Genomic DNA, 16378 nt, shown 5'->3' with positions numbered 1-16378 from the left:
TGGTTTTGTTCCGCAGCTTTCTCGCCGAGATGGAGAGGAAAATTATGTCTGAGAAATTACCTGGATCGAGTGAAGGGCTATCCGGCAAAGCCATGAGACGTGTTGTCATGGGAAGCTTCGCTGGTGCGTTGATGGAGTGGTATGATTTTTTTATTTTCGGAACGGCGGCAGGACTGGTTTTTGCTCCTCTGTTCTTCCCTGACAGCGATCCCTTTATTGGTCTGATTGCCGCCTTTGCTACCTTTGGCGTGGGCTTTTTAACCCGCCCGTTGGGTGGCATTGTTTTTGGCCATTTTGGTGATAAAGTCGGGCGAAAAATAACGCTGATCTGGACTCTGGGTATTGTTGGGACTTCAACCTTTTTAATTGGTTTTATTCCAACATATCAGGAGATTGGCATTTGGGCTCCGCTCATTCTGATGGTGCTTCGCCTGATACAAGGATTTGGCCTTGGCGGCGAATATGGCGGTGCGGCGTTGATGACGATAGAGTCTGCGCCGGAGAAAAAACGTGGATTTCTGGGTTCGTTGCCGCAAACGGCAGCGTCAGTGGGCATTATGCTGGCTACAGGGGTTTTTGCGCTCTGTAATCATTTTCTGACCCAGGAGCAATTTCTTTCCTGGGGATGGCGTATTCCATTTTGGTTATCTGCCGTGATGCTGATTGTCGGTATGTTTATACGATTGCATACCGAAGAAACCCTGGATTTTCAAAAACAAAAATCGGTTGAGACCGACGATAAAGCACCCTTGCCGCTGATTGAACTCTTCCGCAAGCACCCGCGTAATATTCTGCTCGCAGTGGGAGCCCGGTTAGCAGAGAGCGTTTCATCGAATATTATTAATGCCTTTGGCATTGTTTATATTTCCAGCCAACTGGCGTTATCAAGGGATGTACCATTAACAGGTATGCTTATCGCTTCAGCGATTGGTATTTTTTGTTGCCCTTTGTTTGGATGGCTTTCTGACCGGGTTGGTCAGCGTAAATTATATTTGTTCGGTGCCGGTTTTTGCATCCTGTTTGCATTTCCATTTTTCTTACTGCTGGATACAAAAAGTACACTCATTATTTGGTGCAGTATGATCCTGGGCTATAACTTTGGCCCAACGATGATGTTCGCTGTGCAACCTACACTGTTCACCCGCATGTTTGGTACCCGGGTTCGCTATACGGGCCTTTCTTTTGCCTACCAATTTTCCGCAATTCTTGGCGGTTTAAGCCCACTTATCGCATCAAGCCTACTCGCGTTGGGCGGAGGTGAGCCATGGTATGTGGCATTGTTCCTTTTTGGTATTTCAATCCTCTCATTTATTTGCGTCTGGCTTATCGAACCACATTCACACGATAACCCCGATGTGAAAAAACAATTAAAACCTTACCGCTATATCAGGGAGTAACGACATGAATGAGCACCAGCAAGCGCTACAACACGCTTTTGACGCCACCTGGCCCGGCCCTATGGGCGATCCCGTGCACCTGGAAAATAAACATATTTGCCTGCGGATTTATCCCCATGATGGGGCAAGGATAACGTCATTACAGGCATTCGGTTTTGAGGTTTTGCGACAGTGGGAGCCACAACGAAAAGCATTCCAGTATGGGTGCTTTCCGATGGTGCCCTGGGCTGGACGTCTCGGGTATGCGACATTGAACGTTAACGATCAACGTTATGCCTTACCCGCGAATAAACCGCCTCATGCATTGCACGGTATGGCATGCTACTCATCATGGGAAATCGTCGAGCATAAAACGGATGCGCTGACGCTGCGAATGCCGCTTGGTTCTCCATGGCCCTGGGCGGGTGAGGTTCTGCAAATACTGACGCTTAAAGAAAATTCGCTGGTCTTACGTCTTGAGATCCACTCAAAGGCGGAATCCTTCCCTGCATCTGCAGGCTGGCATCCATGGTTTGTCAAACAACTGAATCAACAGAATAGCGACGGTCAATTACAGGTCGTTTTTGATGCAGACTGGCAGGAAGAAGCGGGAAGTGACGAACTGCCAACAGGCAGAAGAACGTCACCTCAGCCAGGGCCGTGGGACGACTGTTTTGGTTTTTCCTCCGGGTTAGATGTCACATTGCAATGGCCAGGAAAACTGAGTTTGAACATGACATCGGCTGCACAAAGCCTGGTGGTCTTTGATAAACAGCCCGATGCGACATGCGTTAATCCGCTCACCCAGGCGCCGAATGCGATTAACCTCACGCCACAGTTTGTCACAACAGATGCTCCTCTGGTCATTGAATCATGTTGGCAGTTTAATCAATTGGGTTAACGTATCTCATTGAAATGAAAAGAGACTGAACGTCAGCTTTTTATTTTCAGCACACCTCATGGCAGTGCATATTTTATGTCTATGTCCTGGAGGTGTTTCATAAAAGAACCGTCTGCAAAGACGGTTCCCTTCACATTTTTTATAAATAGATAATCTTCCTGGCGTTTCATGCAAAATTCCTAAAGCCTTACTCTACGTTCACATGTGCTTTTCATCTTCATTGTTTTATAAGCTTTTTATTTCCTGAAAGTTCAGCTTTTTATTTTATACAATTATTTGATAAGAATAATGCAAATATATTAACTGCAATTTTAATTTTGCCATCCTGTCGTCGCTGGCTATTTATTGACATGTTGAATAATTAATTATATTTAATTTAAAAAGGCAATGACTCACTCATTTCTTGTGTTACATATTCTTTATCTCTTTAAAGAGTTACAGGTTTGTTTTGCCTTCAGTTTTTATTTAAATGCAGCGTTGATGCACTTTGCTAAAAAAGCCTTACGGAAAAGGTGAACTCTCATGAAAACTCCTGGTTTTATTCAAAAACGATTTCCTCCAACAAAGCTCTCACTTTGTATTGCCTGTGCGCTGGCACTCGGTGGACTCAGCGGACAGGCAGCAGCTGCGGGGTGTAGTTACACAACCACGGCGCAGTTGTTATGTGACAATACGACTATCTACCACTATGGGAATCCACTTGGCGGAGCAGGCCGGGATTACAGCGGATTTGATGAAGTTCGTATTGATACAACGTCAGAAGGCACAACGTCGGGGTTAACGGGGTGGGGTGTCTATATTGATAATACGGGATATAAATTTAAAAATCTGGTCATTAATACCATAGGCAAGGCCGCCGATGGTATTCACTCCAAAAATGCGGGTGGCAAGCTGGTTGCAGATAATATTTATATTACAGCGACCGGCAGTAGTTCAGATGGTATAAATATCGGTCGCGAATTACAGGCTGATTATTCCATTGTTGAAGTCAGTGGCAATGTCACGATTGATACTGAAAACGGTATGGGGCTGCGTGCGAATGCCTCGGCGAATAAAGATAACGCGCGATCGTCCATTATTATTCATGGTAATGCCGATATTGTGACCCGTGGTCCAGGGGGGGCCAACACAGGATATGGAATATATGCAGGGAAAGATCCTGCTCAGTATACCGGTACCGGGAAAGGCGACCCGGATGTCACGATAAATGGCACCACAAAAATCGCCACATCAGGTCGAAGTGCGCATGCAATATATGCCGGACGGCTGGGCGAGATTAACTTGAACCATGTGGATGTAAAAACCACGGGGGCGACTGCGCATGGTGTTTACGCTTATTCGAGCTATGAGCCTGCCATTGTGAACCTGGGTGGCAATACGTTTATTGAGGTTTCGGATAGTAACGCCTACGCGCTTTACGCTTATGGTACGCAGGCGCTGATTCGCTCCTGGGATTACGTTTCTGATAGCGCATCATCCGGTGTGTATGACATAAAAGGCAACCTGCGTGCCTACTATGGCGGCATCATGGATCTGCGTATGGAAGAGGGGAGTCGTTTTGTGGGTAAAACCGACTCTTCACAACAGAACAGTAATACCAACTATCATGGCACGCTGGATCTGAGCATGAAGGGCGCCAATAGTGAATGGACGATGACCGGGACCTCCGTTCTCTCTAATCTGACGTTGGATCAATCCACACTGCGCTACAGTGCCGATGGTGTGTCTGGAGACGATGCAAGCACCTTTAAGACGCTGACCGTGATGGGGAACTTTATTGGTACCGATGCGTTACTGGTACTTAACACCGTGCTTGAAGGCGATGAATCCTTAACTGATAAACTGATCGTAAAAGGTGATACAGCCGGGAATACCAATGTTGGTATTAACAATATCGGTGGTATGGGCGATCTGACCCTTAATGGCATTGAGATTGTGCAGGTTGAGGGTAACTCCAACGGTACCTTTACCAAAGCCGGGCGTATCGTGGCGGGTGGCTACGACTACGATGTGGTGAAGAATGCCAGCAACTGGTATCTCACCAGTCAATTGAGCCCAGTCGATCCTGACCCGGAACCCGACCCAGAGCCGGAAGATCCCGATCCGGTCGATCCACCAACGCCTCCGGGGCCGGTTGATCCCGTTGATCCGCCAGCACCTCCTGGTCCGGTTGACCCTGTTGATCCGCCAGCACCTCCTGGTCCGGTTGACCCTGTTGATCCCCCTGCGCCTCCGGGCCCGGTCGACCCTGTTGACCCGCCAGCACCTCCTGGCCCGGTTGACCCGGTTGAACCACCAACGCCGCCAGCCCCCGAGCCCGGTGAACATCAGTATCGCCCGGAATTTGGTAGCTATCTGGCGAACAACTATGCGGCCAATACCCTGTTTATCACCCGATTGCATGACCGACTGGGGGAAACGCAATATACGGACATGCTGACGGGTGAACGAAAAGTGACCAGCCTGTGGCTGCGTAACGAAGGGGGACATACTCGCTTTACTGACGGTAGCAACCAGTTGAAAACGAAAGCGAACCGCTATGTGATGCAGATAGGTGGTGACCTGGCGCAATGGAGCAGTGATGGCCTGGATCGCTGGCATCTGGGTGTAATGGCGGGTTACGCCAATCAGAAAAGTAAAACGCATAACACATACACCGGGTATGCGTCCCGCGGTCATGTGAATGGCTACAGTGCAGGCCTGTACGCGACCTGGTATGCAAACGAAGCGGATAAAACAGGAACCTACCTGGACAGCTGGGTTCTGTACAACTGGTTTGATAACACCGTGAGCGGCGATCATCTGGCCAGCGAGAAATATAAGTCAGACGGTATTACGGCCTCTATTGAAGGCGGTTACAGCGTCCTGTTGGGGGAAAGTGAGCGTGCAAGCTACTGGATCCAACCAAAAGCGCAGGTTATCTGGATGGACGTGCAGGCTGATTCGCACCGCGAAAGCAACGGCACCCAGGTGAAAGATACAACAGACGGCAACCTGATGACCCGACTCGGCGTGCGTGCATACCTGAAAGGCCATAATGCAATCGACGATGGTAAAAACCGTGAGTTCCAGCCGTTTGTAGAAGCTAACTGGATCCACAATACCCACAACCAGAGTGTCCAGATGGGGGCCATTCAGGATGAAATCAGCGGCACTAAAAATATCGGCGAACTGAAAGTCGGGGTTGAAGGGCAAATTAACCCGCGCCTGCAGGTGTGGGGCAACGTCGCTCAGCAGGTTGGCGACAACAGTTATAGCGATACTGCGGCTATGTTGGGTGTTAAGTACAGTTTCTAAACGCGACACCAGGGGAAACAAGGCGATGCATAGCATCGCCTTTTTCAGATATGACCGTTACCGGTTTCACGATGTGACACATAGTCAAACCTCTCCTTTCCCGCTACAGTTATTCATCCACGGCTAGCAAGGAGAAGAACATGCTCTATATCTTTGACTTAGGTAATGTGATTGTCGATATCGACTTCAACCGCGTGTTAGGCACCTGGAGCGATCTGAGCCGTGTCCCGCTGGCTTCGTTGAAGCACAGTTTTACGATGGGAGAGGCCTTTCGCCAGCATGAACGGGGTGAAATAACCGATGAGGCTTTCGCCGAGGCGGTTTGTCATGAAATGGCGCTGCCGCTCAGTTACGAACAATTTTCTCATGGCTGGCAGGCTATTTTTGTCGGCATTCGCCCGGACGTGATTGGCATTATGCAAAAGCTGCGTGAGCAAGGGCATCGGGTTGTCGTCCTTTCTAACACTAACAGACTGCATACCACATTCTGGCCGGACGAATACCCGGAGGTTCGCCAGGCCGCCGACCATATTTATCTTTCCCAGGAACTGGGGATGCGTAAACCGGAAGCGCGTATTTACCAGCACGTCCTGCAGGCAGAAGGTTTTTCTGCGGACGATGCCGTCTTTTTTGATGACAACGGCGATAATATAGAAGGGGCTAACCAGTTGGGGATCACCAGCATCAGGGTGACCGACAAAACAACCATCCCGGACTATTTCGCGAAGTTGTTATGCTAAAAAACGTTCACCAAAAAGCCAGGCATCATACGCGTCCAATATGGGCCTGGCTTAAGTTATTGTGGCAGCGCATTGATGAGGACAATATGACGACCCTGGCAGGTAATCTGGCCTACGTCTCATTGCTCTCATTAGTGCCCTTCATTGCTGTTGTTTTTGCCCTTTTCGCTGCATTTCCCATGTTTTCTGACGTGAGTCTTCAACTGCGTCACTTTATCTTCTCCAACTTTCTCCCCGCGACCGGGGATGTCATTCAGCGTTATATCGAACAGTTTGTCGCCAATTCCAACAAGATGACGGTGGTGGGGGCCTGCGGGCTGATCGTGACGGCGTTGCTGCTGATGTATGCTGTTGATAGTGCGTTAAATGCCATCTGGCGCAGTAAGCGCACGCGCCCAAAAGTCTACTCTTTTGCCGTTTACTGGATGATCCTGACGCTGGGTCCGCTGCTGGCAGGTGCCAGCCTTGCGATCAGTTCATATCTGCTCTCCCTTCGTTGGGCCAGTGAACTCAATAGCGTTATTGATGATGTGCTGCGCATTTTTCCGCTTTTGCTTTCCTGGATCTCATTCTGGTTGCTGTATAGCGTTGTCCCCACCATCCGCGTTCCAAACCGGGATGCGATAGTCGGGGCGTTTGTCGCCGCCATACTGTTTGAGGCGGGGAAGAAAGGATTTGCGCTCTATATCACCATGTTCCCCTCTTATCAGCTCATTTATGGCGTCCTGGCGGTGATCCCAATTTTGTTTGTCTGGGTTTACTGGACGTGGTGTATCGTCTTGCTTGGTGCAGAAATAACTGTCACTCTCGGGGAATACCGCAAACTCAAACTAGCCGCAGAACAAGAAGAAGCAAAATAATCCTCTCAATGCACCTGCGCGACGTTCCTGCGGCGGCAGGTGTCACACCTATTTTCTCATGCACAAAAAATGTTTTTCGCTGTAGTCTGTAATGGCTGTGCTTCCCAGCAAACCGTAGCTGAATAAGAAAATTAAACTTTCGTGTCGATAATTTAAATTTTCAATCATTTTTAAAACTGTTTTTCGTTTTTGACAGCAGTGTGTTTTTTTTTGTGATGCGCGTCAAATCACCTTTGCGAAGGCTCTGTGTATAGTCTGTTTACACCGAATAAGTGAAGGTCCTGACTGCATGGCTAAATAAAAATTAAACTATCATTCTTTAAATGTAGATTGTGATAATCATAATTGAATTTGAATTACTATTTCATTGGGTGCTTTCATACATCAATGAGGAGTTTTATATGAATAGAAATTCGCATGTCATTGCTAAAATGAGGGTGTACTCTTTTATTTATTACTTTACGTGGGCTGAAGTTATTACGTTGTATACACTTTGGTTAAGTGAAGTCATAGGGCTGAATAGTGTTGCTATTGGTACTGTCTTTGCTGTAAATGGTGTCTTTGCAGTTATATTTAAGCCGCTTTATGGTTACACTCTTGATAAAATTGGGATGAGTAAAAAGCTACTTTATTTTATCGGGTTAGTTACGACGATGGTGGCGCCTTTCTTTATATATGTTTATAAACCCTTGCTGCTAAATTATACACTGGCTGGAATAATTGCGGGTTCAGTCTTTCTTGCGCTTGGTTGGTATGCGGGGGTTGCCGCCAATGAATCCTATATGGATCGGCTGAGTCGCCTGTATGGCACCGAGTTTGGGCGCATCAGGATGATGGGATCTATCGGTAGCACCGCGGGGGCGTCAATCTCCGGGATACTCTTTAATATTTCGCCAAATATTAACTTGGTTATCAGTAGTGTAGGGGCGATCCTGATGCTGCTGGTTCTGCTGAGTGTTAAAATTGACGATACATTACTGGCTGAAAACAGTGTGGTATCAAAAGAAAGAATTCAATCAAAAGATATTTTTACTCTTTTAAGAACTAAAAAATTCTGGATGTTTGCGCTTTATATTGCTGGCGTGGTGTGGATGATGTTTGTTGCTGAGCAACAATTCCCGCGTTTCTTTGTGACGTTCTTTGAAACAAAAGAAAAGGGTAATGAATGGTATGGTTATATGATGACCGTTAAAAACGGGTTTGAATTTGTCACCATGCTGTTCGCGCCAGTTATTGTTAACCGCATTGGTGCAAAAAACGCTTTACTGCTGTGTGGAGCGATAATCGGCGTACGTTTGATGCTTTGTGGCGTGGTGCATAATCATATTGCTATTTCAGTACTTAAGACATTCTATGGTCTGGAAATGGCATTGTTGCTCGTGTCAGCATTTAAATATATTGCTGAGCATTTTGATAAAAAAGTCAATGCCACTATGTATCTGCTGGGATACCAGACGATGATTTATATCGGTTCAACCCTTGTTTCTGCTCCGGTAGGACATTTATATGATAAGTATGGTTTTGAGCAAACCTACCTTTATATGGGGATGTGGGCATTAATGTTCACTATTGTTTCTTCATTTACCCTTTCTAAATGCCGTTCCGGTGTTAAGAAAGAAAATAATACCTATGTAGACGCGAAAGCTTAGTCACGGAGTGGGGAATATGCTGTCAAAAATTTCAACAGAACATCTGAAACAGGTTTGTTTGCCAACGCCAAATCGGTTTTTGCTTAAGCAGAAGGTTCAGGCTGCCATTGATACGGCGACGCAAAAAACGCTGCTGAATATCGCTAAGCTGGATGGGCAGCTACCGGGTGAGATTTGCATTGAGGGCGTTTGGCCACGCACGGAAAATATCGGCTGGACCACGGGATTTTGGGTGGGTCAACTCTGGTTACTTTGGGAGTTAACCCGTCATGAGTCGTTTCGCCAACAGGCAGAACAGCTGATCTCCTCTTTTGCGGAGCGTCTCAATAATCGTATCGATGTGGATCACCATGACCTGGGTTTTCTTTATACATTATCCTGTGTTTCAGCCTGGAAATTAACCGGAAATGTACAGGCCAGGGAAACGGCGATTCAGGCTGCAGAATCCCTGTTTGAGCGGTTTAATCCCGTGTCAAAAGTGATTCAGGCGTGGGGTGATTTAAATGACCCTGAACAGCAAGGTCGGATGATTATCGACTGTAATATGAACCTGCCATTATTGTACTGGGCTTCGCAGCAAACCGGTGATGATAAATTTGCGTTAGCGGCAGCGCAGCATATTCAGCAGGTCGCCAACTATATTGTTCGCCCCGATGCTTCCACACATCACACTTTTTATCTTGATATCAACACCGGGCAGCCGCGCTACGGGAAAACCCACCAGGGTTACAGCGATGTCTCGTGTTGGTCTCGTGGGCAGGCCTGGGGGATCTATGGTTTTATGCTGAGTTACCGATATACAGGCCAACGTGAATACGTTGATATCACACGCAGCCTGGCGCACTACTTTCTAAACCGTTTACCTGACGATCTCGTCTGTTATTGGGATCTCGACCTGAACGGAGCGGACGTTTACCGTGATAGTTCTGCTGCGGCGATTGCAGCATGCGGTTTACTCGATCTTGCCAGCGCGCTTCCGGCAACCGATCGGTACAAAACATATTATGAGGACGCAGCGCTGAATATTGTGAATTCACTTATCGATAATTATTCATCGTGTATTGCGGAGTCCTGTGATGGGCTGTTAAAACATGGCGCCTGTAATGTGAATAAAAATAAGGGCGTGGATGCCTGCAATATTTTTGGTGACTATTTCTTTGTGGAAGCGCTGACGAAGATAAACCAGACATGGAATCCCTACTGGTAGTCGAAAGATTTACCTGTTTAGTAAGTTAAGGTGTTCTGATGAAATCAAAAAATGATTATTGCGACATCATGAGAAACTGGGCTGAATCGGCAAAACCTTTTTTCTCTCCTCACCATAGTCGTATAAAGATGGGAAATACCGCGGCGCATTATTCTGATGATGTGGCGCAAATGGAGGGTTTCTCCAGGATGCTCTGGGGTTTATTGCCTCTCTGGAGCGCGGGTCATTCGGTTGATTTGCTGGCGGAATATACCGACGGGGTACGTCATGGTTGTGATCCACAGCATGAAGAATACTGGGGCGAGGTGAACGGGCCGGATCAGCGCTGTGTGGAAATGGCCGCCTACGCTTTGGCAATGGCACTTCCGGGGTCGCTGCTTTGGGCATCGTTGTCTGCTCAGGAGCAGGACAATTTGGTTGCATGGCTACAGCAAAGCAGGGACCTTCCTGTTCCGAATAATAACTGGCATTTTTTCCCTGTGTTGGTGCAGGTGGGTCTCAAGTGTGTTGGGCGCGATTATGATATGAACGTCATTAAGGCGCATCTGGACGCTATTGAACCTTTCTGGCTGGGAAATGGCTGGTATTCCGATGGGATGGGCAGGCCTCGCGACTACTATAACTCTTCCGCCTTCCATTATTATGGTTTGCTTTACAGCCACTTTATGCAGGATGTCGACCCGATACGTTGTGAACGATACCGCCAGCGCGCCCGGGAATTTGCGCATGAGCATATCTACTGGTTTTCTTCTGACGGGCCAGCCATTCCTTTTGGACGTAGTCTGACCTACCGTTTTGTGCAGACCGCATTCTGGAGTGCGGTTGCCTGGACAGGGCTGGATGTTTTTAGCCCCGGGATTATTAAAGGGATTATTCTTCGCCATATTGATTGGTGGCTACAGCAACCGTTTATCCACAACGATGGTTTATTTTCGATTGGGTATGCTTATCCTAATCTGGCCATGGCTGACGACTATAATAGCCCTGGTTCTCCATATTGGGCGTTGAAGTCATTATTAATACTGGCTATCAGTGACGAGAGTGAATTCTGGCAAAGCGAGCCGGAGCCATTTCCTGAACTGGAGAAAGTGCATTTTATTGTCCAGGCGACTCAGGCTATTGTCCATTCAGAAGATAATCGTCATGCCTGGATGTTAATGTCAGATCAATTTCACCCGCTTAATTTTGTTAACACAGACCCTAAATATTGCAAATTCGCTTATTCCAGCCATTTTGGGTTTACCATTGAACGCGGGGCATATGGTTTGAATCATGCGTCATGTGATTCGATGTTGCTTTTCAGCGAGCATGATAACTATTACCGCGGAAGGCAGAAATGTCAGTCGGTCACGATAACAGATAATTTTATTCGTAGTGAATGGCTCCCCTGGTCTGATGTTAACGTGACGACCTGGCTGGTACCCTGTGAACAGGGGCATGTGCGTATTCATCGCGTTGAAACAACAAGAGAAATAGACTGCGTTGAGGGTGGTTTTGCGGTTAATTATCATCATTTGCTGGATACAGTCGATAGTACGTCTGCCCTCTTTTTACGTTCAGAAAATGGCGGTAGTGGTGTTCAGGACCTGGTGAGCAATCGTCGTTCGACAAAAGTTGTGACGCCGCCTAACAGTAATATTATGTACCCCGAACCTTCTATCGTGCCGTGCCTGGCGATGGATTTGTCGGCAGGTACGCACTGGCTGGCGGGTTGGTATTACTCATCGCTGACCGGCGTTCAGGAGCGTTTGCCGGAGATTCACTTCAACGTTTCTGCACAGCAGTTAGTGATTAATCATGTAGAAATAGCGATTACCTGATGCGCCAGCAAAAGCGGCAGCCAGCCGTACTGACTGGCTGCCGCTTTTGCGTTTTTCCAGAAAGCTATGCAATATGGATAAAGAGTATGTGATCAAATTAAGTAGACATTATTCCAGGTGCAGGTAGATGAAATCGACGTCTTTATTTGAAAACATCAAGTTAGACAGCAGTTCTATGGTTTTCCGCCAGAGAGATACCGCCGTCGCACATTACTACCACTGGCACCCATGTCTGGAAATTATCTATATTCTAAGTGGTTATGGTCTGGTGGTGGTTGATAACCAGCAGTATACGGCAAGGCCTGGCCGTATGTTTATTTTCCCTCCCTTCCGCCTGCACAAGGTGCAAATCAACGGAAGTGAAAAGCATCCCTACATACGCACTATTGTGCATATTGATCAAACCCAGGTTCTGAAGGCACTGGAGTCCTTTCCCAGGCACTACAAAAATTTTCGCTATCTGTCATCGGATTCATCGCCGGCGCAGGCTTATGACTTATCAGACAAAATGGATTTTATTGCGACGACGTTAAAACAGTTTGAAGCGGTTAATCAGGGGCCGGATTATCATATTAGCGAAGTCATGCTGCTGACTATGCAGCTGATGAATAGCCTGCCGGATACCGATGAAAGCTTCAGGAAAAAAGATATCACGCTCTCTACGCATATTATGGATTGGGTCGAGCGTCATTACTCTGAACGGTTATCGCTTGAATTGTTATCTGCCGAGTTAGGGTTTTCACCCGGCTATATCTCTAAAATTTTTAGAGAGCAAACCGGCGGAACACTTCAGGAATATATTCTTTGTCGACGAATAAAAGAGGGGTGTGATCTCCTGCAAACCACCCACTTATCGGTATCGGATATTGCGAAATCCGTAGGCTTTAACGATGTGACTTATTTTATTACGCGCTTTAAAAAACTGATGAAATATACTCCCTTGCAGTATAAGAAAATACAGCGCCCATAAGTACCCGCCCACGCTCATCAGGAGCGCTTTCATGCGCGGTGATCGCCGTGCCTGGCAGGGTATTTTTCCTGTCAGCTGATTTAAGGTGTGCCGGAGACACGCCTTAATTTGTTGATCTGAATGGGCCCTGGAGTGGCGTATTCGTCTTGCCTGCCGTAGTAATAACTGTCACTCTCAGAATTACCGCAAACAAAAACAAGAAGCAGATCAGCTATGATTGCATTAATTCAGCGCGTAACCCGTGCCAACGTCACCGTGGAGGGAGAGGTGACGGGTGAAATTGGCCCAGGACTTTTAGTGTTATTGGGTGTCGAAAAGGATGATGACGAACAGAAAGCGAACCGCTTGTGCGAACGCGTACTGGGCTACCGAATTTTTAGCGATGCCGAAGGCAAAATGAACCTGAACGTGCAGCAGGCAGGAGGCAGCGTGCTGGTGGTTTCACAGTTTACGCTGGCAGCTGATACCGAGCGCGGGATGCGTCCGAGTTTCTCAAAGGGTGCCGCGCCGGATCGCGCAGAAGCGCTATATGAATACTTTGTTGAGCGTTGCCGCCAACAGGAAATGAACACGCAAACCGGACGTTTCGCTGCCGATATGCAGGTTTCGCTGGTTAATGATGGCCCCGTGACGTTCTGGTTACAGGTATGAACCAGCTTCCGGTGTGGCCGCGGGTAACAAGAGAGAGTACAGCTATGTATCACCTTCGAGTACCGCAAACAGAAGAAGAATTAGAGCGTTACTATCAGTTTCGCTGGGAAATGCTGCGTAAACCCCTGCATCAGCCAAAAGGCTCCGAACGAGATGCCTGGGATGCCATGGCCCATCATCAGATGGTCGTGGACGAAGAGGGGAATCTGGTCGCTGTTGGCAGGCTGTATATCAATGCCGATAACGAAGCCTCTATCCGCTTTATGGCTGTTGATCCTGCGGTGCAGGAGAAAGGGCTGGGAACATTGATGGCGATGACCCTGGAATCCGTGGCGCGCCAGGAAGGGGTAAAGCGTGTTACCTGTAGCGCCCGTGAAGATGCCGTCGAATTTTTCGCCAAACTGGGTTTTGTTAATCAGGGCGAAATTACCACGCCGCAAACCACACCGGTTCGACACTTTTTAATGATTAAACCTGTCGCCACACTGGATGACATTCTGCATCGCGGCGACTGGTGCGGGCAGCTACAGAGTGCCTGGTATGAGCACATCCCTCTGAGTGAGAAAATGGGGGTGCGTATTCAGCAATACACCGGGCAAAAATTTATCACCACCATGCCTGAAATGGGCAACCAGAACCCGCATAAAACCTTATTTGCCGGAAGTCTTTTTTCTCTGGCAACGCTGACGGGGTGGGGGCTTATCTGGTTAATGCTGCGCGAACGCCATCTTGGCGGCACGATTATTCTTGCTGATGCCCATATTCGCTACAGCAAGCCCATCAGCGGCAAACCGAGTGCAGTCGCTGATTTAGGTTCGTTAAGTGGGGACCTGGACAGGCTCGCTCGCGGACGTAAAGCCCGTGTGCAGATGCAGGTGGAACTATTCGGTGATGACGCGCCGGGTGTGGTGTTTGAAGGCACTTACATTGTGCTACCCGCGAAGCCGTTTGGCGCGTACGAAGAGGGTGGTAACGAGGAAGAGTAGAGGTTAGCTCAGAGGGCGGATCGGACCACTTCACGGGTTGAACCAGAGCGGCCAGTGTCGACTGTTCTGATAATGAAACGGTCGGGGTGATCGCTCATGGTGATACTGTTTATACCGGGCATCAACTCATCATGGTGTGTTATCTATTAGCACCAGATGGCAATGCAAAACGACACAGGGAATATTACCTTCCCGCCTTCAATGCCACATTTCGTATGACTTCGCGTGCCGCCTCGCTGATCCCACCCAACTGAAAGAAGCCATGAATGACTCCGAGATAGCGCTGACAGGTACACGCTACGCCTTGCTCTGTCATTCTCTGATAAAGCGCTTCCCCTTCGTCGCATAGCGGGTCGAATTCTGCAGTAATGATATGAACAGGCGGCAGGCCATTGAAATCATCTCGCCACAGCGGGCTGGCTTCCAGATGGTGGCGATCGATGCCCGGCAGGTACATTTCATAACCGCTAAGCAGCGTATCGCGGGTGATGATGTAGTCCAGTCCATTACGGGTATAACTTTCAAAATAAGCCGTTGCGTCGAGCATGGGATAAATCAGGATAAGCTGTGCAGGTTGCCACTCACCTGCCGCCTTGAGCCGTAAGGCCGTCACCAATGCCAGATGCCCGCCCGCGCTATCGCCTGCAAGCGTGATGCGATGCTTATCCACGCCAAACAGTTCGGCATGCTGCCAGATCAGGTCTGCCCCTTTTAGAGCGTCATCATGGGCTGCGGGAAAAGTGTATTCTGGTGCCAGTCGATACTGGACGGCGATCACCCGACATTCGCCATAGAATGCCAACTGGCGCAGCTGCTTGTCATGAGTGGCAAAGCCACCGCTCACAAAACAGCCTCCGTGGTAGTAGATAATTGTGGGCAGAATCGTGGAACCACGAAGCGGTGAATAGACGCGAAACGACATCCCTTCCCGTTCGATAGTCTGGATATGGACGCGTGACTCAGTCTCTCCCGCCAGGACTGCACTGGCGATGTACCCCGCTCTTCGATCATCAATACTCTGTTGACGTGAAGAGGGGCGACCCGCTGCGATAAACGCGGCAACTTGCTCAGCAATACCCTTTTCCAGTGCCATGGTGAAATTCCTTTTTGCTGTATAGATGTACAGTTTTATACGCTCACTTTTGGCGGATGGGAATAGGGGCGGCAGGGAAAAACGAATTCTGGAAAGGTGCTCGCAAAAGTGAAAATACCCCCACAAACACTCTATTTTTAAAAATATCCCGGGTGTAAATTGCTCATACCTTAATCTGCGATGATATATTGGAAATATATATGAGCATAATGATTGGACTGGATATGGGCAGAATTTTACTCGATTTATCAGATGAAGTGATTAAACGGCTGGATGACCTCAAGGTGCAGCGCAATCTTCCTCGCGCGGAACTGTTGCGAGAAGCGGTCGAGCAGTATCTGGAAAGGCAGTCAAATACGACGATTTCTAACGCACTCGGCCTGTGGCAAGGCTGCGAAGAAGATGGCGTTGAATACCAGCGCAAACTTCGCGAGGAGTGGTAATGGCTAAAGGATCGGCTCTTTTTGATACCAATATTTTAATCGATTTGTTCAGCGGGCGAGGGGAAGCAAAGCAAGCGCTGGACGCATGGCCGCCACAGAACGCGATAAGCCTCATCACCTGGATGGAAGTGCTGGTTGGCGCCAGGAAATACAATCAGGAACATCGCACACGGGTTGCGATGAGCGCATTTAACATCATTGGTGTTTCGCAGGAGATTGCTGAGCGAAGCGTTGCTTTGCGTCAGGAGTATGCGATGAAGCTTCCGGATGCGATTATTCTGGCGACGGCACAGGTTCACCGCCTTGAACTGGTCACGCGCAATACGAAGGATTTTGCGGGAATACCTGGCGTCGTGACGCCCTATGAACTGTAACTCGGGCGACT

General features: G+C 48.3%; 15 protein-coding genes. 13 read left to right on the top strand and 2 right to left on the bottom strand.

The features are described 5' to 3' along the window. Window positions 1-44 precede the first annotated feature (44 nt). The 11 genes from AC07NP_RS13655 to fabY all read left to right on the top strand — a co-directional run bounded on the left by AC07NP_RS13655 (window position 45) and on the right by fabY (window position 14457). Window positions 45-1397 (top strand): MFS transporter, encoded by a 1353-nt coding sequence (locus tag AC07NP_RS13655; protein ID WP_494660799.1) that lies wholly within the window; start codon window positions 45-47, stop codon window positions 1395-1397. 4 nt (window positions 1398-1401) lie between these two features. Next, complete coding sequence (locus tag AC07NP_RS13650; RefSeq protein ID WP_494660798.1) at window positions 1402-2277, top strand: aldose epimerase family protein; 876 nt, start codon at window positions 1402-1404, stop codon at window positions 2275-2277. A 522-nt stretch (window positions 2278-2799) separates the two neighbouring features. Beyond that, a complete protein-coding gene (locus AC07NP_RS13645; RefSeq protein ID WP_494660797.1) occupies window positions 2800-5574 on the top strand; it encodes an autotransporter outer membrane beta-barrel domain-containing protein in 2775 nt (924 codons plus the stop codon). 140 nt (window positions 5575-5714) lie between these two features. Beyond that, window positions 5715-6314 carry a glucose-1-phosphatase gene (gene yihX / locus AC07NP_RS13640; protein ID WP_494660796.1) on the top strand — a complete coding sequence of 200 codons (600 nt, stop codon included), beginning with the start codon at window positions 5715-5717 and terminating at the stop codon, window positions 6312-6314. Beyond that, entirely contained in the window at window positions 6308-7174 is an 867-nt protein-coding gene (locus AC07NP_RS13635) for a virulence factor BrkB family protein (protein WP_494660795.1), read from the top strand. The genes yihX and AC07NP_RS13635 overlap by 7 nt, the downstream gene beginning before the upstream one ends. A 401-nt stretch (window positions 7175-7575) precedes the next feature. Next, window positions 7576-8823, top strand: coding sequence for an oligosaccharide MFS transporter (locus tag AC07NP_RS13630; RefSeq protein ID WP_494660794.1), 1248 nt, complete (start codon window positions 7576-7578; stop codon window positions 8821-8823). Window positions 8824-8839: 16 nt separating this feature from the next. Further along, window positions 8840-10030, top strand: a complete 1191-nt coding sequence (locus AC07NP_RS13625; protein WP_494660793.1) for a glycoside hydrolase family 88 protein — start codon at window positions 8840-8842, stop codon at window positions 10028-10030. A 38-nt stretch (window positions 10031-10068) separates the two neighbouring features. Then, window positions 10069-11850 carry a DUF2264 domain-containing protein gene (locus tag AC07NP_RS13620; RefSeq protein ID WP_494660792.1) on the top strand — a complete coding sequence of 594 codons (1782 nt, stop codon included), beginning with the start codon at window positions 10069-10071 and terminating at the stop codon, window positions 11848-11850. Between the two features lie 127 nt (window positions 11851-11977). Beyond that, entirely contained in the window at window positions 11978-12820 is an 843-nt protein-coding gene (locus AC07NP_RS13615) for an AraC family transcriptional regulator (RefSeq protein ID WP_494660791.1), read from the top strand. Window positions 12821-13033: 213 nt separating this feature from the next. Continuing rightward, window positions 13034-13471: a D-aminoacyl-tRNA deacylase gene (gene dtd / locus AC07NP_RS13610; RefSeq protein ID WP_494660790.1), complete on the top strand. Its 438-nt coding sequence runs from the start codon at window positions 13034-13036 to the stop codon at window positions 13469-13471. Window positions 13472-13515: 44 nt separating this feature from the next. Then, on the top strand, window positions 13516-14457 hold the full coding sequence (gene fabY, locus AC07NP_RS13605; protein WP_203359406.1) for a fatty acid biosynthesis protein FabY: 942 nt from the start codon (window positions 13516-13518) through the stop codon (window positions 14455-14457). Window positions 14458-14465: 8 nt separating this feature from the next. Here fabY and AC07NP_RS13600 read toward each other — a convergent pair whose 3' ends face one another. After that, window positions 14466-14555: a type II toxin-antitoxin system ParD family antitoxin gene (locus AC07NP_RS13600; protein ID WP_494660809.1), complete on the bottom strand. Its 90-nt coding sequence runs from the start codon at window positions 14553-14555 to the stop codon at window positions 14466-14468. 86 nt (window positions 14556-14641) lie between these two features. Next, entirely contained in the window at window positions 14642-15550 is a 909-nt protein-coding gene (locus AC07NP_RS13595) for an alpha/beta hydrolase (RefSeq protein WP_494660789.1), read from the bottom strand. A gap of 200 nt (window positions 15551-15750) precedes the next feature. On the opposite strand from AC07NP_RS13595, the gene AC07NP_RS13590 reads away from it, so the two are divergent. Both AC07NP_RS13590 and AC07NP_RS13585 read left to right on the top strand, forming a co-directional pair. Further along, window positions 15751-15993 carry a ribbon-helix-helix domain-containing protein gene (locus AC07NP_RS13590; RefSeq protein WP_494660788.1) on the top strand — a complete coding sequence of 81 codons (243 nt, stop codon included), beginning with the start codon at window positions 15751-15753 and terminating at the stop codon, window positions 15991-15993. Next, window positions 15993-16367, top strand: coding sequence for a type II toxin-antitoxin system VapC family toxin (locus tag AC07NP_RS13585; protein ID WP_494660787.1), 375 nt, complete (start codon window positions 15993-15995; stop codon window positions 16365-16367). Before AC07NP_RS13590 ends, AC07NP_RS13585 begins: the two co-directional genes overlap by 1 nt. Window positions 16368-16378 lie beyond the last annotated feature (11 nt).

This window comes from Citrobacter sp. GW821-FHT07H02 (assembly GCF_059418505.1).
The sequence above is the reverse complement of the archived record's forward strand: the minus strand, read 5'-3'. Positions and strand labels throughout refer to the sequence as shown.

Excerpts from the sequence above, each read along its gene's own strand:
- AC07NP_RS13655 (WP_494660799.1), top strand. The coding sequence starts at position 45 with ATGTCTGAGAAATTACCTGGATCGAGTGAAGGGCTATCCGGCAAAGCC.
- AC07NP_RS13650 (WP_494660798.1), top strand. The coding sequence starts at position 1,402 with ATGAATGAGCACCAGCAAGCGCTACAACACGCTTTTGACGCCACCTGG.
- AC07NP_RS13645 (WP_494660797.1), top strand. The coding sequence starts at position 2,800 with ATGAAAACTCCTGGTTTTATTCAAAAACGATTTCCTCCAACAAAGCTC.
- yihX (WP_494660796.1), top strand. The coding sequence starts at position 5,715 with ATGCTCTATATCTTTGACTTAGGTAATGTGATTGTCGATATCGACTTC.
- AC07NP_RS13635 (WP_494660795.1), top strand. The coding sequence starts at position 6,308 with ATGCTAAAAAACGTTCACCAAAAAGCCAGGCATCATACGCGTCCAATA.
- AC07NP_RS13630 (WP_494660794.1), top strand. The coding sequence starts at position 7,576 with ATGAATAGAAATTCGCATGTCATTGCTAAAATGAGGGTGTACTCTTTT.
- AC07NP_RS13625 (WP_494660793.1), top strand. The coding sequence starts at position 8,840 with ATGCTGTCAAAAATTTCAACAGAACATCTGAAACAGGTTTGTTTGCCA.
- AC07NP_RS13620 (WP_494660792.1), top strand. The coding sequence starts at position 10,069 with ATGAAATCAAAAAATGATTATTGCGACATCATGAGAAACTGGGCTGAA.
- AC07NP_RS13615 (WP_494660791.1), top strand. The coding sequence starts at position 11,978 with ATGAAATCGACGTCTTTATTTGAAAACATCAAGTTAGACAGCAGTTCT.
- dtd (WP_494660790.1), top strand. The coding sequence starts at position 13,034 with ATGATTGCATTAATTCAGCGCGTAACCCGTGCCAACGTCACCGTGGAG.
- fabY (WP_203359406.1), top strand. The coding sequence starts at position 13,516 with ATGTATCACCTTCGAGTACCGCAAACAGAAGAAGAATTAGAGCGTTAC.
- AC07NP_RS13600 (WP_494660809.1), bottom strand. The coding sequence starts at position 14,555 with ATGAGCGATCACCCCGACCGTTTCATTATCAGAACAGTCGACACTGGC.
- AC07NP_RS13595 (WP_494660789.1), bottom strand. The coding sequence starts at position 15,550 with ATGGCACTGGAAAAGGGTATTGCTGAGCAAGTTGCCGCGTTTATCGCA.
- AC07NP_RS13590 (WP_494660788.1), top strand. The coding sequence starts at position 15,751 with ATGAGCATAATGATTGGACTGGATATGGGCAGAATTTTACTCGATTTA.
- AC07NP_RS13585 (WP_494660787.1), top strand. The coding sequence starts at position 15,993 with ATGGCTAAAGGATCGGCTCTTTTTGATACCAATATTTTAATCGATTTG.